This window comes from Pseudomonas yamanorum, assembly GCF_900105735.1.
Classification (GTDB): domain Bacteria; phylum Pseudomonadota; class Gammaproteobacteria; order Pseudomonadales; family Pseudomonadaceae; genus Aquipseudomonas; species Aquipseudomonas yamanorum.
Genome location: NZ_LT629793.1, coordinates 1343364 through 1361855 on the forward strand (window position 1 = coordinate 1343364; position 18492 = coordinate 1361855).

The following is an 18492-nucleotide window of genomic DNA, read 5'->3' on the forward strand; positions in this document are numbered from 1 at the left end:
AATTGTACACAATAAATTCAACAAGCCCGCTCTCCGTTACTGACGCCGATTCTGCAGGAGCGAGCGTGCTCGCGAAGATCGTCAACGATAACGCAGCGCTTCAGGGTTACCGAGGCGTTCTCCGGTTTTTCGCGAACAAGCACGCTCCTACAGTGAATGAGTTTTTTTTCAATTTAGCTGACCAGTCAGGCAGGTTTCTTGCAGTGCTACTCTGCAAAGACCCTGCGGAAAAAATGCAGAAATACAGGCTTACAAAGTGCGCACTAAGTTGTATACAATCAGTCATCGTTGTGACGCCACCCAGTCTTTCCGCTGCCCGGCCGCCACACACACCGCTACCACGAACAAGAAGGAAGACTGCAGTGAGCGCTGACTACCCACGCGACCTGATCGGTTACGGCAGTAACCCTCCTCACCCACACTGGCCGGGCAAGGCCCGTATCGCCCTGTCGTTCGTACTCAACTACGAAGAAGGTGGCGAGCGCAACATCTTGCACGGCGACAAAGAGTCGGAAGCCTTCCTCTCGGAAATGGTCTCGGCGCAACCGCTGCAAGGCGAGCGCAACATGAGCATGGAGTCGCTGTACGAATACGGCAGCCGGGCCGGCGTGTGGCGCATCCTCAAGCTGTTCAAGGAATTCGATATCCCGCTGACCATTTTCGCCGTGGCCATGGCCGCCCAGCGCCACCCGGACGTGATCCGCGCGATGGTCGCCGCCGGCCACGAGATCTGCAGCCACGGCTACCGCTGGATCGACTACCAATACATGGATGAGGCCCAGGAACGCGAGCACATGCTCGAAGCGATCCGCATCCTCACCGAACTCACCGGCGAACGCCCTCTGGGCTGGTACACCGGGCGCACCGGCCCCAACACCCGGCGGCTGGTGATGGAGGAAGGCGGTTTCCTTTACGACTGCGACACCTACGACGACGACCTGCCCTACTGGGAACCCAACAACCCGACCGGCAAGCCGCACCTGGTGATCCCCTATACCCTGGACACCAATGACATGCGCTTCACCCAGGTCCAGGGTTTCAACAAGGGCGACGACTTTTTCGAATACCTCAAGGACGCCTTCGACGTGCTGTATGCCGAAGGCGCGGAAGCACCGAAGATGCTCTCCATCGGCCTGCACTGCCGCCTGATCGGCCGCCCGGCACGCCTGGCCGCCCTCAAGCGTTTTATCGAATACGCCAAGGGCCATGATCAGGTGTGGTTTACCCGCCGCGTGGACATCGCCCGTCACTGGCATGACGTGCACCCTTTCCAGGGAGCCGCCAAATGACTGCGTTCCAGACCTTGAAACCCTCGACCCTGAGCCGCGACGCGTTCGTCAAAGCCTTCGCCGACATCTACGAACATTCGCCATGGGTGGCCGAAAAGGCCTTCGACCTGGGCCAGGACGCTTCGATCGACGAGATCGAAACCCTGCACCAGCGCATGAGCGACATCCTGTTGAGCGCTGATCACACCAGTCAACTGGCCCTGATCAACGCTCACCCGGACCTGGCGGGCAAAGCGGCCGTCCAGGGCCAGTTGACCGAAGCCAGCACTAATGAACAGGCTGGCGCCGGTATTCACCAATGCACGGCCGAAGAGTTTTCTCGCTTCACCGAGCTGAACGATGGCTACAAGGCCAAGTTCAAGTTTCCCTTCATCATGGCGGTAAAAGGCAGCAACCGGCACCAGATCCTCGCCGCGTTTGAAACGCGCATTCACAACTCGGTGGAAGCCGAGTTCAAATGCGCGCTGGCCGAGATCAATAAAATCGCGTTGTTCCGATTACTGACCCTTTAGCAGACCTCGCCCGAGCGGTTCATGAACGCCCAGGGCCTGGCGAGCATCCCAAGCCACTTACTTTAAGGCAGACAAGAAGAATGAAAGCTTACGCCGTACCTTTCGAGAAGTTCGTCAACCTGGCCGACGCCCGCCTGGGCACCAAGATCATCTCTGTCACCGATGACTGGTTCGCCGACGCCAACCGCCTGTTCCAGCCGACCCCGGCCGTGTGGAAGGAGGGCGTTTTCGATGACAACGGCAAGTGGATGGACGGCTGGGAGTCGCGCCGCAAGCGCTTCGAAGGCTACGACAGCGCGGTGATCCGCCTGGGCGTACCGGGTTCGATCAAAGGCGTGGACATCGACACTTCATTCTTCACCGGCAACTTCCCGCCATCGGCGTCCCTGGAAGCCTGCTTCCTCGCGAGCGGCGAGCCGGATGACAACACCCAGTGGGTTGAAGTGCTGTCGGCTGTAGAGCTGCAAGGCAACAGCCATCACTTCCACGAGATCAACAACGACCAGGCGTTCAGCCACCTGCGCTTCAACATCTACCCGGACGGTGGTGTGGCCCGTCTGCGTGTGTACGGCATTCCGTTCCGCGACTGGTCGGCGGTGGGCGACAACGAACAGGTGGACCTGGCTGCTGCATTGAACGGCGGCCGCGCACTGGCCTGCTCCGATGAACACTTCGGGCGCATGAGCAACATCCTCAACCCGGGCCGTGGCATCAACATGGGCGACGGCTGGGAAACCGCACGTCGTCGTACGCCGGGCAATGACTGGGTGATCGTCGCACTGGGCCACCCGGGCGAGATCGAGAAGATCGTGGTCGACACCCTGCACTTCAAGGGCAACTACCCGGACACTTGCTCGATCCAGGGTGCGTTCGTGAAGGGCGGCACCGACAGCCAGATCGAAACCCAATCGCTGTTCTGGCGCGAACTGCTCCCGGCGCAGAAACTGGAAATGCACGCTGAACACACCTTTGCCGAGCAGATCAAGGCGCTGGGCCCGATCACCCACATTCGTCTGAATGTGTTCCCGGATGGTGGTGTGAGCCGCCTGCGGGTTTTGGGCAAGGTCTCGAAGTAACACCCGATCGTTCCCACGCTCTGCGTGGGAATGCATACCGTGACGCTCTGCGTCACAAGAGCGGACGCAGAGCGTCCAGGGCGGCGTTCCCGCGCAGAGCGTGGGAACGATCCATACACAAGATTAAGAAGACAGCCATGCGCACACTGATGATCGAACCCCTGACCAAAGAAGCCTTCGCCCCTTTCGGAGACGTTATCGAAACCGATGGCAGCGATCACTTCATGATCAACAACGGGTCGACCATGCGCTTTCATAAATTGGCGACGGTGCAAACCGCCACGCCAGAAGATAACGCGATCATCAGCATCTTCCGCGCCGACGCGCAGGACATGCCGCTGACCGTGTGCATGCTGGAACGACACCCGCTGGGCAGCCAGGCTTTCATCCCGCTGCTCGGCAACCCCTTTCTGATCGTGGTCGCGCCACTTGGCGATGAACCTGTATCGGGCTTGGTCCGCGCCTTCGTTACCAACGGCAGGCAGGGCATTAATTACCATCGCGGCGTCTGGCACCACCCGGTGCTGACGATCGAAAAGCGGGATGACTTCCTGGTGGTTGATCGCAGTGGCACAGGCAATAACTGCGATGAGCATTTTTTCAAAGAGGATGAGCGGTTGATCCTCGCCCCCCACCAATAAGAGAAGGTCTGATCACTCGACGACAGAGTGACAGGCGAGAGGTAAAGACTGTGGAAGCACATTTAATGGAATGGCTGAACCTGAGCGTGCGCTGGGTTCACATGATCACCGGCGTCGCCTGGATCGGCGCTTCGTTCTACTTCGTCTGGCTGGAAAACAACCTCAATCGCGTGAACCCCAAGGACGGCCTCGCCGGTGACTTGTGGGCGATCCACGGTGGCGGTATCTACCACCTGGAAAAATACAAACTGGCCCCGCCGACCATGCCGGACAACCTGCACTGGTTCAAATGGGAAGCCTATTTCACCTGGATGTCCGGCATCGCGCTGCTGTGCGTGGTGTTCTATGCAAACCCGACCTTGTACCTGCTGGCCCCGGGCAGCAGCCTCAGCGGTCCGGAAGGTGTGTTGCTGGGCCTCGGCTCGCTGCTGGCCGGCTGGTTCATCTACTCCTTTCTCTGCGACTCGGCACTGGGCAAGCGCCCCGCCCTGCTCGGCCTGATCCTGTTCGTGCTGTTGATTGCCGCCGCGTACGGCTTCAGCAAGGTGTTCAGCGGTCGTGGTGCGTACCTGCACGTGGGCGCCGTGATCGGCACCATCATGGTGGGCAACGTGTTCCGCATCATCATGCCGGCCCAGCGTGCGCTGGTGGCGGCCATCGCGGAAAACCGCACGCCCGACCCGGCACTGCCGGCCAAGGGTTTGCTGCGTTCGCGTCATAACAACTACTTCACCTTGCCGGTGCTGTTCATCATGATCAGCAACCACTTCCCGAGCACCTACGGCAGCCAATACAACTGGCTGATCCTGGCGGGCATCGCGGTGGCGGCCGTGTTGGTGCGTCACTACTTCAACACCCGTCATAACAGCCAGAAATATGCCTGGACCTTGCCGGTTGGCGCGCTGGCGATGATTTGCCTGGCCTACGTGACCGGTCCAAAACCGGTGGCGACTGCACCGGAAGTGGCCAAGGCACCGGCGGCCATCGAGTACCAGCCGCTGCCGGAAACGGCGCTGGGTGGCGGGCTTAAACCGGCTGCACCCGCGGCACCTGCACCGGCGCCTGCCGAAGCAGCACCGGCCCAGGCCTCGATTGATTTTGACAAGGTCCATGGGGTGATTCAGGAGCGCTGTGCGGTGTGCCATTCGGCCAAACCGACAAGCCCGCTGTTCAGCACCGCACCGGCCGGGGTGATGTTTGATACGCCGCAGCAGATCCAGCAGATGGCCCCGCGCATTCAGGCGCAGGCCGTGGCCAGCCAGATCATGCCGCTGGGCAATATTACCCAGATGACCCAGCAGGAACGGGACTTGATTGGCACCTGGATCAATCAGGGGGCGCGTACCAACTGACTGATTAACGCAGGACCCAATGTGGGAGCTGGCTTGCCTGCGATAGCGATGTTGAATTCACCGCCGCTATCGCAGGCAAGCCAGCTCCTACAGTTGAGATCTGCGGTGTGCTTTGACGAATGAGTTCCACCCGGCAATTGAATGCCGAACAACACAACAATAAAAAGATCCGAGGTGTTGCATGTCCCAGCTAGAAACGCAGACTCCTGCCGCGCCCGCCATGGTGCGGCTGCCCCTCTTGCAACTGATTCTGGTAGGCCTGCAACACGTCTTGCTGATGTACGGTGGCGCCGTCGCCGTGCCTTTGATCATCGGCCAGGCCGCAGGCCTGAGCCGTGAAGAAATCGCCTTCCTGATCAACGCCGACCTGCTGGTGGCGGGCATCGCAACCATGGTCCAGTCATTCGGCATCGGCCCGGTGGGCATTCGCATGCCCGTGATGATGGGCGCCAGTTTCGCCGCAGTCGGCAGCATGGTCGCCATGGCAGGCATGCCCGGCATCGGCCTGCAAGGGATCTTCGGTGCGACCATCGCCGCCGGCTTTTTCGGCATCCTGATCGCGCCGTTCATGTCCAAGGTCGTACGCTTCTTTCCGCCGCTGGTGACCGGCACTGTGATCACCGCCATTGGCCTTTCGCTGTTTCCCGTCGCGGTCAACTGGGCCGGCGGTGGCGCGGCGGCGTCCACGTTTGGCTCACCGATTTACCTGGCGATTGCCGCGCTGGTGCTGGCCACTATCCTGCTGATCAACCGTTTCATGCGCGGCTTCTGGGTGAATATCTCGGTGCTGATTGGCATGGCGCTTGGTTATGGGTTGTGCGGGATGATCGGCATGGTCGACCTCAGCGGCCTGGCCCAGGCACCGTGGGTGCAAGTGGTGACGCCACTGCATTTCGGCATGCCGAAGTTCGAGTTGGCGCCGATTCTGTCGATGTGCCTGGTGGTGGTGATTATCTTCGTCGAGTCCACCGGGATGTTCCTCGCCCTGGGCAAGATCACCGGCCAGGAAGTCACGCCGAAGATGCTGCGTCGCGGCCTGTTGTGTGATGCCGGCGCGTCGTTTTTTGCCGGCTTCTTCAACACTTTTACCCACTCCTCGTTCGCGCAAAACATCGGCCTGGTGCAGATGACCGGTGTGCGCTGCCGTTCGGTGACGATCATGGCCGGGGCGTTTCTGATCGTGCTGAGCCTGCTGCCCAAGGCCGCGTTCCTGGTAGCGTCGATTCCACCCGCAGTGCTGGGGGGTGCGGCGATTGCCATGTTCGGCATGGTGGCGGCCACCGGGATCAAGATCCTCCAGGAAGCCGACATCGCCGACCGCCGTAACCAGTTGCTGGTGGCGGTGAGTATCGGCATGGGTTTGATCCCGGTCGTGCGTCCCGAGTTCTTTGCGCAGTTGCCACTGTGGATGAGCCCGATCACTCACAGCGGCATCGCCATGGCCACCCTCAGCGCGCTGTCGCTGAACCTGTTATTCAACATTCTGGGCGGCGCCGAACGCGCGGCCGCAAGCGCTCACGCACACCCACATTGATTCCTGCGTCACAACAAAAACAATAACGATCAGGGAACACACCATGCACGCCATTCACCCGGGGCCGGCCACGCGCCGTGCCCCATTCTCGCCCCGCGCGCGCTGTAACAGCGCACTTGAGCACCGGCTTCGGAGTCAGTATTCTCGGCGCCCGCTCAAATCGACTCAAAAAAAAACAGCGAATGTAAAAGCTGACTGCAAGGCCAACTTACCCGGGCCCCAAGTCCGCAGCCAACGTGTGCAAAAACTCTCCGAATTCGACTGTGTTCATCACAGCCGACGGGGATTTTTTGGCTTTTTAAACACCTTGGCGCAGCTCTTGCTAAAAGCATTAAAGCTGACCGAACAGACGATTTTTGCGGCAAGCAAAAAGACGCCACACCAGAGCGTCCGCTTAGAAAAAAAACCAGAAACCTTTACCTCGGGAGCAACCGAATGAAACGTACTGTGAACAGCCTGATGCTGGCAGGATCCCTGCTGGCCGGGGGCCAGGCCATGGCCGGTGATCTGCTGCAGTGGCAGAACAACAGCCTGACTTATCTGTGGGGCAAGAACTTCACTGTTAACCCGCAGATCCAGCAAACCGTGACCTTCGAACACGCCGACGCGTGGAAGTACGGCGACAACTTCTTCTTCCTCGACCGCATCTTTTACAACGGCAAGGAAGACGGCAATGTCGGCCCAAGTACTTACTACGGCGAGTTCAGCCCACGCTTGTCGTTCGGCAAGATCTTCGACAAAGACTTGTCGTTCGGCCCGATCAAGGACGTGTTGCTGGCGTTCACTTACGAGTTCGGCGAAGGCGACAACGAGTCGTACTTGCTCGGCCCGGGCTTCGACTTGGCAATCCCTGGTTTCGACTACTTCCAGCTGAACTTCTACCAGCGCCAGACCGAAGGCAACCGCCCGGGTGATGGGGTGTGGCAGATCACACCGGTGTGGTCGTACACGATCCCGGTGGGCAACTCCAATGTGCTGATCGACGGCTTTATGGACTGGGTCGTGGATAACGACAAGAACGCCCGTGGTACTTACCACGCCAACCTGCACTTCAACCCACAGATCAAATATGACCTGGGCAAGGCGCTGCATTGGGGCGAGAAGCAGTTGTATGTCGGTATCGAATACGACTACTGGAAGAACAAGTACGGGATCCAGGACAGCGGCGCGTTCGAGACCAATCAGGACACGGCGAGTTTGTTGGTGAAGTACCACTTCTAAGTAACACCGCGCCTCCATGTGGGAGCTGGCTTGCCTGCGATAGCATCACTGCGGTGTAACTGAAACTTCGAGGTGCCTGCATCGCAGGCAAGCCAGCTCCCACACAAGCCAGCCCCACATTCAGTTCGGTGTCAGGCCTAGAAACCGCTGCAACTCTTCGCGCTTGGCCAGCGCATCCCGCCTTCCCAATTCGATCAATTCGCTGCAATACCCCGCCTCGAACAGCAGGTAACTGAGCACGCCCGCGCCACTGGTTTTAGTCGCCCCCGGCCCGCGCAGAAACAGGCGCAATGCCGCAGGCAATTCCTGGCGATGACGCGCCGCGATTTCGTCGATCGGTTGGCTTGGTGCAATCACCAGCACCTCCACCGGCGCCAAACCTTGTATCGCCGCGTTGCTCGGCAACACATGACTGAACTGGTTCAGGCGCTCGAGCAATTCAATATCGCTTTCCAGGCTGTCGATGAACGTGCTGTTGAGCATGTGCCCACCGATCTGCGCCAAGGTCGGCTCCTGGCCGGTGAAGGTACGTGCCGGGTTCGAAGGGTCGTTGCCGCGCGGGTTGCCACTGACGCCCACCACCAGCACGCGGCTGGCTCCCAGGTGCAGCGCGGGGCTGATCGGTGCCGATTGCCGCACTGCACCGTCACCAAAATATTCCTGATCGAGTTTGACCGGGGCAAACAGCAATGGAATCGCCGAGCTGGCCAGCAGGTGTTCAACGGTCAGTTGGGTGGGAATACCGATACGCCGATGTCGCAGCCAGGCGTCGATGGTGCCGCCGCCCTGGTAGAAGGTCACGGCTTGCCCGGACTCGTACCCGAAGGCGGTTACAGCCACGGCGTGAAGGTGTTTTTCGCGAATCGACTGCTCGATGCCTTCCAGGTGCAGCTTGTCACGCAACAAATCCCGCAACGGCGAACTGTTGAGCAGCGCCACCGGCACCTGTGCCCCCAGCCCCAGCAGGCTGTGGATAAGGAATCGACTGGCCTGGCTGATCACCCCGGGCCAATCACTGCGCAGCACCAGGTGGCTGCGAAAGCCTTGCCAGAAACCGGTCAGGCGCTCGATGGCAGCGGTAAAGTCCATGGCGCCACTGGCCAGGCTGACCGCATTGATCGCCCCGGCCGAGGTGCCGACAATCACCGGAAACGGATTGGCGGCCCCCGGCGGCAACAGCTCGGCAATCGCCGCCAATACCCCCACTTGATAGGCGGCCCGCGCCCCGCCGCCGGAAAGAATCAAGCCTGTGACCGGTTCAGCTGAGCGCATTGCATCACTCCATGGTGCTTGGGGACTTCAGATCAACGACGGCGTTTTTCATACAGCTTAGGCTCACCTGGCGGCCGGCTCTTGAAGCGGCGGTGGGTCCACAGGTATTGCTCGGGGCATTCGCGCACGGAGGCTTCGACCCACTGGTTGATGCGCAGGCAATCGATCTCGTCGGTTTCACCGGGGAAGTCGGTCAGCGGCGGATGAATGACCAGGCGATAGCCGCTGCCGTCAGCCAGGCGCTCCTGAGTGAACGGCACCACCAGCGCCTTGCCCAGACGCGCAAATTTGCTGGTGGCCGTGACGGTAGCGGCCTGAATGCCGAACAACGGCACGAAGATACTTTGCTTGGCGCCGTAGTCCTGGTCCGGTGCGTACCAGATCGCACGGCCGGCCCGCAGCAGCTTGAGCATGCCGCGCACGTCTTCGCGCTCTACGGCCAGGGAATCAAGATTGTGCCGCTCGCGGCCACGGCGCTGGACGAAATCGAACAATGGGTTGCCGTGCTCGCGGTACATGCCATCGATGGTGTGCTTCTGCCCGAGCAAGGCGGCGCCGATTTCCAGGGTGGTGAAATGCAGGGCCATCAGGATCACGCCCTTGCCTTCCAGTTGCGCCTGCTTGAGGTGCTCCAGCCCTTCGACATGGGCCAGGCGCGCCAGGCGCGGCTTGGACCACCACCAGCTCATGGCCATCTCGAAGAAGGCGATGCCGGTGGACGCGAAGTTTTCCTTGAGCAAATGTTTACGCTCTTTGGCAGACTTTTCCGGGAAGCACAGTTCCAGGTTTCGCGCGGCAATGCGTCGACGTTCACCGGCCACCCGGTACATTCCCGCACCCAAGGCACGGCCAATCCCCAGTAAAGCCCGGTACGGCAACTGCACAACCAGCCACAGCAAACCGAGCCCCAGCCATAGCAGCCAGAAACGCGGGTGAAAAAATACTGCTCGAAAACGCGGGCGATCCATTAAAGATTCCGGTAAAGACAACGGCCGCGCATTCTACAACGGTTCGACCCGGCTTGCGGCTAGCGGATGTTCTCGTTATAAGTCTCGACACTTTTCGTGACAAGCCGCTTTGCCGACCATGAGCCAAACCGAACCGCTAGACCAAGATCCCGTGTTCCAGTTGAAAGGCAGCATGCTCGCCATTACCGTGCTGGAACTGGCCCGCAATGACCTTGACGCCCTGGACCGCCAGCTCGCCGCCAAGGTCGCCCTCGCGCCGAACTTCTTCAACAATGCGCCGCTGGTGCTGGCCCTGGACAAACTCCCCGCCGGCCAAGGCGCTGTCGACCTGCCCGGATTGATGCGTGTGTGCCGCCAACATGGCCTGCGCACCCTGGCGATTCGTGCCAGCCGTATCGAAGACATTGCCGCCGCAATCGCTATTGAATTGCCAGTACTGCCGCCGTCGGGTGCCCGCGAGCGTCCGCTCGACCCGTTGGTCGGCGAAGAGAAGAAAAAACCGGAGAAACCGCCGGAGCCGACGGTCAAGCCTACAAAGATCATCACCTCTCCCGTACGGGGCGGGCAGCAGATTTACGCCCAGGGTGGCGACCTTGTCGTCATCGCCCCGGTAAGCCCGGGGGCGGAACTTCTTGCCGACGGAAACATCCATGTATACGGCCCCATGCGCGGTCGTGCACTGGCCGGCATAAAGGGTGACACCAAGGCCCGTATTTTTTGCCAGCAGTTGACCGCTGAGCTAGTGTCCATCGCAGGCCAGTACAAGGTTTCGGAAGATTTGCGCCGCGATCCGCTGTGGGGGGCCGGGGTACAAGTCAGCCTGTCGGGCGATGTGTTGAACATCATCCGTCTTTAACGGATACTGCCGCATTTTCCAAGCATCTCTAGACTCTGATAGCACAGCGAAACCGGCAATACTTGTGTAGGAATAATTGAAAGTTGGCGTTTCCCCTACGGAAACCACATCTTTTTCCTACAAAGGCTGTCCGCCTGCAGCGAGTTTCAAGAGATGTTTTTCAGGGACTGAACGTCCTTTTTCCTTAGGGGTGAAACACCTTGGCCAAGATTCTCGTGGTTACATCCGGCAAGGGTGGTGTGGGTAAGACCACCACCAGCGCCGCTATCGGTACCGGCCTCGCTCTGCGCGGCCACAAGACAGTCATCGTCGACTTCGACGTCGGCTTGCGTAACCTCGACCTGATCATGGGCTGTGAACGCCGCGTGGTGTACGACTTCGTCAACGTGGTCAACGGCGAAGCCAACCTGCAACAGGCCCTGATCAAGGACAAGCGCCTTGAGAACCTGTACGTGCTGGCCGCCAGCCAGACCCGCGACAAAGATGCGTTGACCAAGGAAGGCGTAGGCAAAGTCCTCGCTGAACTGAAGGAAACCTTCGAATACGTAGTGTGCGACTCCCCGGCAGGTATCGAAACCGGCGCTCACCTGGCGATGTACTTCGCCGACGAAGCCATCGTCGTGACCAACCCTGAAGTGTCGTCGGTACGTGACTCGGACCGCATGCTCGGCCTGCTGGCCAGCAAGTCCCAGCGTGCCGAGAAAGGTGAAGACCCGATCAAGGAACACCTGCTGCTCACCCGCTACAACCCGGAGCGCGTCAGCAACGGCGAAATGCTCGGCGTTGAAGACGTCAAGGAAATCCTCGCCGTGACCCTGCTGGGTGTGATCCCGGAATCCCAGGCCGTCCTGAAGGCATCCAACCAAGGCGTGCCGGTGATTCTTGACGACCAGAGCGACGCCGGCCAGGCGTACAGCGATGCGGTTGATCGCTTGCTGGGCAAGACCGTGGAACATCGCTTCCTCGATGTTAAGAAGAAGGGATTCTTCGAGCGTATCTTTGGAGGCAACTAAACAATGAAATTTCTCGACTTCTTTCGCGCCAACAAAAAGCCAAGTACCGCGTCGGTAGCGAAAGAGCGTCTACAGATCATCGTGGCGCACGAACGCGGCCAACGCAGCACCCCGGATTACCTGCCAGCCTTGCAGAAGGAACTGGTGGAGGTGATCCGCAAGTACGTCAATATCGGTAACGATGACGTGCATGTCGCCCTGGAAAATGACGGCAGCTGCTCGATTCTGGAACTCAATATCACCCTGCCTGATCGTTGATCGAAAAGGCGGTCGCCACGGCGGCTCGGTTACCTGGCTCCCCTCACGGGGCCGGGTGAGCGAGCCGCCGTTGGCGTTTGTTACGAGGCTGTTTTAATGCCGTTGTCCAATGTCCACATCCTTCATCAGGACGCCGCTGTCCTGGTGGTGAACAAGCCTACCCTGCTGCTCTCGGTGCCCGGTCGCGCCGAAGACAACAAGGACTGCCTGATCACCCGCCTGCAGGAAAACGGCTACCCCGAAGCCCGCATCGTCCATCGCCTGGACTGGGAAACGTCGGGGATCATCCTGCTGGCCCGTGACGCGGATACCCACCGTGAACTGTCGCGCCAGTTTCATGACCGGGAAACCGAAAAGGCCTACACCGCACTCTGCTGGGGCCAACCGGAACTGGACAGCGGCAGCATCGACTTGCCATTGCGCTATGACCCGCCGACCAAGCCACGGCACGTGGTGGACCATGAGTTCGGCAAGAACGCGCTGACCTTCTGGAAAGTCCTGGAGCGTTGCGGCGACTGGTGCCGGGTTGAGCTGACGCCGATTACCGGCCGCTCACATCAACTGCGTGTGCATATGCTGTCCATCGGGCATCCGTTGTTGGGCGATGGCTTGTACGCCCATGAGCAGGCCTTGGCTGCCTGGCCGCGCCTGTGCCTGCACGCCAGCATGTTGAGTTTCACCCATCCCCAGAGCGGCGAGCGCCTGCGCTTCGAGTGCCCCGCACCGTTTTAACCTGTAAACCCGATCAAATGTGGGAGCTGGCTTGCCTGCGATAGCAGTGTGTCAGCCCCCCTATTTTTCACGGACAGACTGCTATCGCAGGCAAGCCAGCTCTCACATTGGTTTTGTGTCCTTCTCAAGACAGCAGCTTCCCTCCAAATTCTGAGCCAATACGGTAAACTCGCGCCATTGCTGTCTGGAGCTACTTATGCGCGAAGAGTTGAACCAAGGCCTGATCGACTTCCTCAAGGCCTCCCCTACCCCATTCCATGCCACCGCCGCCCTTGCACAGCGCCTGGAAGCGGCCGGTTTCCAGCGTCTTGACGAGCGCGAGACCTGGACCACCGAGGCCAACGGTCGCTACTACGTCACCCGCAACGACTCCTCGATCATCGCCTTCAAACTCGGCCGTCACTCGCCCCTGCAAGGCGGTATTCGCCTGGTCGGCGCCCACACCGACAGCCCGTGCCTGCGGGTCAAGCCACAGCCCGAACTGCAACGCCAGGGCTTCTGGCAACTGGGTGTGGAAGTGTACGGCGGCGCGTTGCTGGCACCGTGGTTCGACCGCGATCTGTCCCTGGCCGGCCGTGTGACCTTCCGCCGCGACGGCAAGGTCGAAAGCCAACTGATCGACTTCAAGCTGCCCATCGCGATCATCCCCAACCTGGCCATTCACCTGAACCGTGAAGCCAACCAGGGTTGGGCGATCAATGCCCAGACCGAGCTGCCACCGATCCTCGCGCAGTTTGCCGGTGACGAGCGTGTGGACTTCCGCGCGGTGCTTACCGAGCAATTGGCCCGTGAACACGGTTTGAACGCTGACGTGGTGCTCGACTATGAGCTGAGTTTCTACGACACCCAGAGCGCCGCTGTGATTGGTCTCAATGGCGACTTTATCGCCGGCGCCCGCCTCGACAACCTGCTGTCGTGCTACGCCGGCCTGCAAGCCCTGCTCACCGCCGAAACCGACGAAACCTGCGTGCTGGTGTGCAACGACCACGAAGAAGTTGGCTCATGCTCCGCCTGTGGTGCCGACGGCCCGATGCTGGAGCAGACATTGCGCCGCCTGCTGCCGGAAGGTGATGAATTCGTACGCACCATCCAGAAGTCGCTGCTGGTGTCTGCCGACAACGCTCACGGCGTGCACCCCAACTACGCCGAGAAGCACGACGCCAACCACGGCCCGAAACTCAATGCCGGCCCGGTGATCAAGGTCAACAGCAACCAGCGCTACGCCACCAACAGCGAAACCGCCGGGTTCTTCCGCCACCTGTGCATGGCCGAAGAAGTGCCGGTGCAGAGCTTTGTGGTTCGCAGCGACATGGGTTGCGGCTCGACCATCGGCCCGATCACCGCCAGCCACCTGGGCGTGCGCACTGTGGATATCGGCCTGCCGACGTTTGCCATGCACTCGATTCGCGAGCTGTGCGGCAGCCACGACCTGGCGCACCTGGTGAAGGTGTTGAGTGCGTTTTACGCGAGTCGTGATTTGCCTTGATTGCAGGATGAACACAAATCAAATGTGGGAGCGGGCTTGCTCGCGAATGCAGAAGGTCAGTCAACACATCGGGCGACTGATCCACCGCTTTCGCGAGCAAGCCCGCTCCCACATTTTGATTTTCATTGTTTGATAGACCGGGCTCAGTTCAAGACTTCACTCAACGGAATGAAGTTGACCCGATCACCGATCTCCAGCGTCGTGCCTTCCAGCACCTCGACCAAACCTTCAGCCCACGCCGCACTGCGCAGCACACCCGAGCTCTGGTTGCGATAGATGATCGCCTTGCCCTGCTCAAGCCGCCCGCGCAAATACTCACGGCGATTCCCCGGCTTGGCCCAGACAAATCCCACCGGGACTTCTATGCGCAATGGCTGCACGTCTTCCACACCCTGGCGGCGCAACAGGTAGGGCCGCGCCAGCAAGGCAAAGGTCACCAGGGTCGACGCCGGATTACCCGGCAAGCCGATCACCGGTACACCACGGAAATGCCCGAACGTCAGCGGCTTGCCCGGCTTGATCGCCAGCTTCCACAGCGCCAGCTCGCCCTCTTCCCGCAGCGCAATCCCGAGAAAATCCGCCTCGCCCACCGACACACCGCCAGTGGACAGAATCAGGTCAACCGAGCCCAATGCACCCAGGCGCTCGCGGGTCTTTTCCAGATCATCCGGCAGGATCCCGGCATCTACCACTTCGCAACCCAGGCGCTCCAGCCAGCTGCACAGCACCCGGCGATTACTGTTGTAGATCTGACCGGGACCCAGCGGCAGGCCCGGCTCGATCAACTCGTCGCCGGTGGACAGCACGGCCACGCGGGCGCGTCGCACCACCTCCAGCCGATCACGACCCAGTGAAGCCGCCAGGCCCAACTCGATCGGGCCCAGGCGTGTACCTGCTGGCAACACCAACTCGCCCACCGTGGTTTCCTGGCCTTGGGGACGGATGTTTTGATCCACCTGCAACGCTTCGGTGAAGCTCACCCGCTGATCGGGGTGGACCACTGCGTTTTCCTGCATCTCAACGCAGTCCGCGCCTTCCGGCACCGGGGCACCGGTGAAGATTCGCGCACAGGTGCCGGCGGCCAAAGGCTCCGGTGCCGTGCCTGCGAAAATGCGCTGGCTGACTACCAATGGCTCGCCGGTCCAGTCCGCCAGGCGCAGGGCGTAACCGTCCATGGCGCTGTTGGGCCAGGGCGGCAAGTCCAGGGTAGAGATCAGCGCCTGCGCCAGCACACGACCATCACACTCGGCCAGCGGCAACGTTTCCTGCTCACGAATCGGCGCGGCTTCAGCCATCGCCAGCAGTTGTTCGAGGGCATCTTCCACCGGCATCAACGCGCCGGTCTTGCCCGGCTTACCCACGGGATTCACAGGGCTCGGCCTGCTTCAAATGCGGAACGAAGTTGCACGGGCGGTGACGGTTATCCAGTTGCTCGGCGAGAATCCCGTCCCATCCGGTGCGCACCGCGTTGGTGGAGCCCGGCAGGCAGCACACCAGGGTGCCATTGGCCAGGCCGGCCAGGGCGCGGGACTGCACGGTGGAGGTGCCGATATCGGCCACGGAGATTTGCCGGAACAGTTCGCCGAAACCATCCACCTGTTTATCCAGCAGGCAGCTCACCGCTTCCGGGGTGCTGTCGCGGCCGGTGAAGCCGGTGCCGCCGGTGATCAACACCACTTGCACCACGTCTTCGGCAATCCAGTGCGCCACTTGCGCACGGATTTTGTACAGATCATCTTTAAGCAACACGCGCTCGGCCAGCAGGTGGCCGGCGGCGGTCAGGCGGTCGACGAAGACCTGGCCCGAGGTGTCGGTTTCCAGGGTGCGGGTGTCACTGACCGTCAATACAGCGATATTCAGGGGTACAAAGGGCGCATCAGCCTTGGCTTTCATGGCTCGGTCCGGTTGTCGAAGGAACAGCCCGATGTTATATCACAGGCCCCCATTTCACTGCCCGCTGGAGCTGCCATGCCAAGCCATTCCTCCCCACTGCCCTGCTCCGTCCTGTTGCTGGCCGGCGGCCGTGGCCAGCGCATGGGCGGCCTCGACAAGGGTCTTCTCGACTGGCACGGACAGCCGCTGATTGCGCACCTGCATCGCCTGGTACGGCCTTTGACCGACGACCTGATCATCTCCTGCAACCGTAACCAGCCGCAGTACGCGGCCTACGCCGATCAATTGGTCGGCGATGACAGCCCGGACTTCCCGGGGCCACTGGCCGGCATTCGTGCAGGACTGGCAGTGGCGCAGCATGGGCATCTGCTGGTATTGCCGTGCGATGTGCCGCAGATCGACGCGCGATTGCTCGCCGACCTGCGCAGCACAGCGCAGCAGAATCCATTGCTGCCGGTGATGGTGCGTCACGGCGATTTCTGGGAGCCTCTGCTCTGCGTCATACCGACGCTGCTGCGCGAGCGGTTCGATGAAGCCTGGGCAGCCGGCGAGCGCAGCCCGCGCCGAATCATGCAGGCACTGGGGGCCAAAGCCCTGGATTGCCCCGCCGACGACTCACGCTTGGCCAACCTCAATACACCTGAGTTGTTGCACCGCCCGCCCAGCGTGTCAGAATGAACATCGAACAAGGAACTTTGCCGACGTTGCACACGTCACAAGGTCAGTACTCAACAAAGCATTCTCTCGGAGACAAACTCATGACTCAACGGACCATCGCCGCTCTCATGCTTGCACTGGGCCTCGCTACCCTTGCCGGTTGCGCCTCGCCTACAGTGATCACCCTGAATGACGGTCGCGAAATCCAGGCCGTCGACACTCCTAAATTCGATAAGTCCACCGGCTTCTACGAATTCGAACAACTGGATGGCAAGCGCACCCAGATCAACAAGGATCAGGTTCGCACCGTTAAAGACCTGTAAGTCTTAACGCCAGATACGAAAAGCCCGCGTAATGCGGGCTTTTTCGTTCCTGGGGTTTACCAGTCCAGGCTGATCTCGCTGCGGAAGTTTCGCTCCAGACCGGTGACCGGGTCGATGAAGCGCACGCCTTGGGCCAGCAGCTTGAGTGGGTTGGCGTAATCGTCCTCGGCATCCTTGATGACGTCGGGGTAGAACGGATCGTTGCAGATACTCGCGCCTAACGCCGTCATGTGCACCCGTAACTGATGTTTCTTGCCGGTCACCGGAAACAGGCCATAGCGCCACAGGTCGCCATTTTTTTCCCGCACCTCGACCGCCGTCTCGGTATTGCTCGCCCCCTCGCCTTCCTGCATGCGAAAGAACGGCTCGCCGTCCACCAACCGGCTTTTATGCACCAGCGGAAAAGTCCGCCCAGGCAATGCCGGAGCAATGGCTTCGTAGAACTTGTCGATCTTGCGCGTGGGAAACAGCTGTTGATACGCCGAGCGCGTCTGAGGGTTTGCCGAAAACAGCACCAGCCCCGCGGTATGCCGATCGATGCGATGCAGCGGCACCAGAGACGGGTTGTCCAGGCGACGGATCAAACGCCGCAACAGGGTCTGCTCGACGTACTCGCCGGCAGGCGTGACCGGCAGGAAGTGCGGCTTGTCGGCCACCACCAGGTGTTCATCGGCGTAGAGGATCGTCTCCTGCACCGGGATCACTTTCTCGTTCGGCACTTCGCGGAAGTAGTAGATGCACAGGCCTTCGCGGTAGGCCAGGTCCTGAGTGATAGGTGCACCGTTGATGTCCAGCACCCGGCCCCGGGCGATGCGGTCCAGCCATTGTTCGCGGCTGATGGCCGGGAAGTGCTCGCACAGGCAATCCAGCACGGTCGCCCAGGCGCCCGGCGGCAGGTACAAGGTGCTGGCTTGATGCTGGGCAGCGGAAAAAACGGACATGGGCAGGCTCAAAGCGTGGACATACAGGCGGGCATTATCCCGCATGCAACCGGATCAGGCCCAGCACAGATTCAGGCCTTGGCCAATTCCCCACGCAGCACTGGCGACGCACTGGCTGCTTCGGTGAATTCCTTGAGCCAGCGCAGCACATCCACCGCTTCCCAGCGGCCCGGATCGTAAAGCGCATACAGCAAGCCCTGATAGCCCACCACATCCAACTGCTTGTGATAACCGGCACGCTGAAACAGCGCTTCGATCTCGGCAAAGCAGGTATTGAAATGCACTTTGTTAAACGGCGTCTTGCCTTCCGTGACCAGGCCATCGAGGCGCAGCTCGTTCACCGCATCGCGCACGACGTCGGCGGACATGCGATTGACGCTGCTTTTCAGTTGTTCAACATTCACCACGGGCGTTCCCTCTCATTCAATCGCTGTACAAACATACAGTAACTGAATAATCGGGAACTCG

General features: G+C 60.5%; 21 protein-coding genes. 15 read left to right on the forward strand and 6 right to left on the reverse strand.

Going from position 1 to position 18492, the window contains the following annotated elements; genetic code table 11:
- Positions 1-362: 362 nt before the first annotated feature.
- The 8 genes from puuE to BLU46_RS06600 all read left to right on the forward strand — a co-directional run bounded on the left by puuE (position 363) and on the right by BLU46_RS06600 (position 7625).
- On the forward strand, positions 363-1289 hold the full coding sequence (gene puuE / locus BLU46_RS06570) for an allantoinase PuuE (RefSeq protein ID WP_093200029.1): 927 nt from the start codon (positions 363-365) through the stop codon (positions 1287-1289).
- Complete coding sequence (gene uraD / locus BLU46_RS06575) at positions 1286-1801, forward strand: 2-oxo-4-hydroxy-4-carboxy-5-ureidoimidazoline decarboxylase (RefSeq protein WP_063032005.1); 516 nt, start codon at positions 1286-1288, stop codon at positions 1799-1801. Before puuE ends, uraD begins: the two co-directional genes overlap by 4 nt.
- 80 nt (positions 1802-1881) lie before the next feature.
- Positions 1882-2877, forward strand: a complete 996-nt coding sequence (gene alc / locus BLU46_RS06580) for an allantoicase (protein ID WP_063032007.1) — start codon at positions 1882-1884, stop codon at positions 2875-2877.
- Positions 2878-3014: 137 nt separating this feature from the next.
- Entirely contained in the window at positions 3015-3518 is a 504-nt protein-coding gene (locus BLU46_RS06585; protein WP_017479983.1) for an ureidoglycolate lyase, read from the forward strand.
- A gap of 50 nt (positions 3519-3568) precedes the next feature.
- The gene (locus BLU46_RS06590) at positions 3569-4870 is read left to right on the forward strand and encodes a urate hydroxylase PuuD (protein ID WP_093200035.1); all 1302 of its coding nucleotides are present in this window, start codon (positions 3569-3571) and stop codon (positions 4868-4870) included.
- A 181-nt stretch (positions 4871-5051) separates the two neighbouring features.
- Positions 5052-6404 carry a nucleobase:cation symporter-2 family protein gene (locus BLU46_RS06595; RefSeq protein ID WP_063032011.1) on the forward strand — a complete coding sequence of 451 codons (1353 nt, stop codon included), beginning with the start codon at positions 5052-5054 and terminating at the stop codon, positions 6402-6404.
- 43 nt (positions 6405-6447) lie between these two features.
- Positions 6448-6843, forward strand: a complete 396-nt coding sequence (locus BLU46_RS32820; protein WP_148666973.1) for a hypothetical protein — start codon at positions 6448-6450, stop codon at positions 6841-6843.
- Positions 6840-7625 carry an outer membrane protein OmpK gene (locus BLU46_RS06600; RefSeq protein ID WP_003209104.1) on the forward strand — a complete coding sequence of 262 codons (786 nt, stop codon included), beginning with the start codon at positions 6840-6842 and terminating at the stop codon, positions 7623-7625. Before BLU46_RS32820 ends, BLU46_RS06600 begins: the two co-directional genes overlap by 4 nt.
- A 120-nt stretch (positions 7626-7745) precedes the next feature.
- Here the strand turns inward: BLU46_RS06600 and BLU46_RS06605 are convergent, their stop codons facing one another.
- Both BLU46_RS06605 and BLU46_RS06610 read right to left on the reverse strand, forming a co-directional pair.
- Entirely contained in the window at positions 7746-8897 is a 1152-nt protein-coding gene (locus BLU46_RS06605; RefSeq protein ID WP_093200039.1) for a patatin-like phospholipase family protein, read from the reverse strand.
- A 32-nt stretch (positions 8898-8929) separates the two neighbouring features.
- Entirely contained in the window at positions 8930-9865 is a 936-nt protein-coding gene (locus BLU46_RS06610) for a lipid A biosynthesis lauroyl acyltransferase (RefSeq protein ID WP_093200053.1), read from the reverse strand.
- Between the two features lie 118 nt (positions 9866-9983).
- Between BLU46_RS06610 and minC the strand changes: the two genes are divergently transcribed.
- From minC to BLU46_RS06635, 5 genes are all read left to right on the forward strand, one after another.
- Positions 9984-10721, forward strand: coding sequence for a septum site-determining protein MinC (minC, locus tag BLU46_RS06615; RefSeq protein ID WP_017479977.1), 738 nt, complete (start codon positions 9984-9986; stop codon positions 10719-10721).
- Between the two features lie 200 nt (positions 10722-10921).
- On the forward strand, positions 10922-11734 hold the full coding sequence (minD, locus tag BLU46_RS06620; protein ID WP_003209098.1) for a septum site-determining protein MinD: 813 nt from the start codon (positions 10922-10924) through the stop codon (positions 11732-11734).
- A gap of 3 nt (positions 11735-11737) precedes the next feature.
- Entirely contained in the window at positions 11738-11992 is a 255-nt protein-coding gene (minE, locus tag BLU46_RS06625; protein WP_003175252.1) for a cell division topological specificity factor MinE, read from the forward strand.
- A gap of 96 nt (positions 11993-12088) precedes the next feature.
- Entirely contained in the window at positions 12089-12724 is a 636-nt protein-coding gene (locus BLU46_RS06630; protein ID WP_063032017.1) for an RluA family pseudouridine synthase, read from the forward strand.
- Positions 12725-12920: 196 nt separating this feature from the next.
- On the forward strand, positions 12921-14210 hold the full coding sequence (locus BLU46_RS06635) for a M18 family aminopeptidase (protein WP_003209095.1): 1290 nt from the start codon (positions 12921-12923) through the stop codon (positions 14208-14210).
- A 143-nt stretch (positions 14211-14353) separates the two neighbouring features.
- Here BLU46_RS06635 and BLU46_RS06640 read toward each other — a convergent pair whose 3' ends face one another.
- On the reverse strand, positions 14354-15580 hold the full coding sequence (locus BLU46_RS06640) for a molybdopterin molybdotransferase MoeA (protein ID WP_172834523.1): 1227 nt from the start codon (positions 15578-15580) through the stop codon (positions 14354-14356).
- Positions 15564-16103, reverse strand: a complete 540-nt coding sequence (moaB, locus tag BLU46_RS06645; RefSeq protein ID WP_003209092.1) for a molybdenum cofactor biosynthesis protein B — start codon at positions 16101-16103, stop codon at positions 15564-15566. The genes BLU46_RS06640 and moaB overlap by 17 nt, the downstream gene beginning before the upstream one ends.
- Before the next feature lie 75 nt (positions 16104-16178).
- On the opposite strand from moaB, the gene mobA reads away from it, so the two are divergent.
- Together mobA and BLU46_RS06655 are read left to right on the forward strand one after the other, a co-directional pair.
- Positions 16179-16781 carry a molybdenum cofactor guanylyltransferase MobA gene (mobA, locus tag BLU46_RS06650; protein WP_063032025.1) on the forward strand — a complete coding sequence of 201 codons (603 nt, stop codon included), beginning with the start codon at positions 16179-16181 and terminating at the stop codon, positions 16779-16781.
- Between the two features lie 80 nt (positions 16782-16861).
- Positions 16862-17083 carry a YgdI/YgdR family lipoprotein gene (locus BLU46_RS06655; protein ID WP_003209090.1) on the forward strand — a complete coding sequence of 74 codons (222 nt, stop codon included), beginning with the start codon at positions 16862-16864 and terminating at the stop codon, positions 17081-17083.
- Between the two features lie 56 nt (positions 17084-17139).
- Here BLU46_RS06655 and BLU46_RS06660 read toward each other — a convergent pair whose 3' ends face one another.
- Together BLU46_RS06660 and BLU46_RS06665 are read right to left on the reverse strand one after the other, a co-directional pair.
- Positions 17140-18030, reverse strand: coding sequence for a pseudouridine synthase (locus BLU46_RS06660; protein ID WP_085988745.1), 891 nt, complete (start codon positions 18028-18030; stop codon positions 17140-17142).
- Between the two features lie 65 nt (positions 18031-18095).
- Positions 18096-18431 (reverse strand): hypothetical protein, encoded by a 336-nt coding sequence (locus BLU46_RS06665; RefSeq protein WP_017479971.1) that lies wholly within the window; start codon positions 18429-18431, stop codon positions 18096-18098.
- Positions 18432-18492 lie beyond the last annotated feature (61 nt).

What these genes read in the sequence shown, in the direction of transcription:
- mobA (WP_063032025.1), top strand. Translation starts at nt 16,179, where the DNA reads ATGCCAAGCCATTCCTCCCCACTGCCCTGCTCCGTCCTGTTGCTGGCC.
- BLU46_RS06635 (WP_003209095.1), top strand. Translation starts at nt 12,921, where the DNA reads ATGCGCGAAGAGTTGAACCAAGGCCTGATCGACTTCCTCAAGGCCTCC.
- BLU46_RS06630 (WP_063032017.1), top strand. Translation starts at nt 12,089, where the DNA reads ATGCCGTTGTCCAATGTCCACATCCTTCATCAGGACGCCGCTGTCCTG.
- uraD (WP_063032005.1), top strand. Translation starts at nt 1,286, where the DNA reads ATGACTGCGTTCCAGACCTTGAAACCCTCGACCCTGAGCCGCGACGCG.
- minC (WP_017479977.1), top strand. Translation starts at nt 9,984, where the DNA reads ATGAGCCAAACCGAACCGCTAGACCAAGATCCCGTGTTCCAGTTGAAA.
- minE (WP_003175252.1), top strand. Translation starts at nt 11,738, where the DNA reads ATGAAATTTCTCGACTTCTTTCGCGCCAACAAAAAGCCAAGTACCGCG.
- alc (WP_063032007.1), top strand. Translation starts at nt 1,882, where the DNA reads ATGAAAGCTTACGCCGTACCTTTCGAGAAGTTCGTCAACCTGGCCGAC.
- BLU46_RS06610 (WP_093200053.1), bottom strand. Translation starts at nt 9,865, where the DNA reads ATGGATCGCCCGCGTTTTCGAGCAGTATTTTTTCACCCGCGTTTCTGG.
- BLU46_RS06595 (WP_063032011.1), top strand. Translation starts at nt 5,052, where the DNA reads ATGTCCCAGCTAGAAACGCAGACTCCTGCCGCGCCCGCCATGGTGCGG.
- BLU46_RS06585 (WP_017479983.1), top strand. Translation starts at nt 3,015, where the DNA reads ATGCGCACACTGATGATCGAACCCCTGACCAAAGAAGCCTTCGCCCCT.
- BLU46_RS06600 (WP_003209104.1), top strand. Translation starts at nt 6,840, where the DNA reads ATGAAACGTACTGTGAACAGCCTGATGCTGGCAGGATCCCTGCTGGCC.
- moaB (WP_003209092.1), bottom strand. Translation starts at nt 16,103, where the DNA reads ATGAAAGCCAAGGCTGATGCGCCCTTTGTACCCCTGAATATCGCTGTA.
- BLU46_RS32820 (WP_148666973.1), top strand. Translation starts at nt 6,448, where the DNA reads ATGCACGCCATTCACCCGGGGCCGGCCACGCGCCGTGCCCCATTCTCG.
- BLU46_RS06655 (WP_003209090.1), top strand. Translation starts at nt 16,862, where the DNA reads ATGACTCAACGGACCATCGCCGCTCTCATGCTTGCACTGGGCCTCGCT.
- BLU46_RS06605 (WP_093200039.1), bottom strand. Translation starts at nt 8,897, where the DNA reads ATGCGCTCAGCTGAACCGGTCACAGGCTTGATTCTTTCCGGCGGCGGG.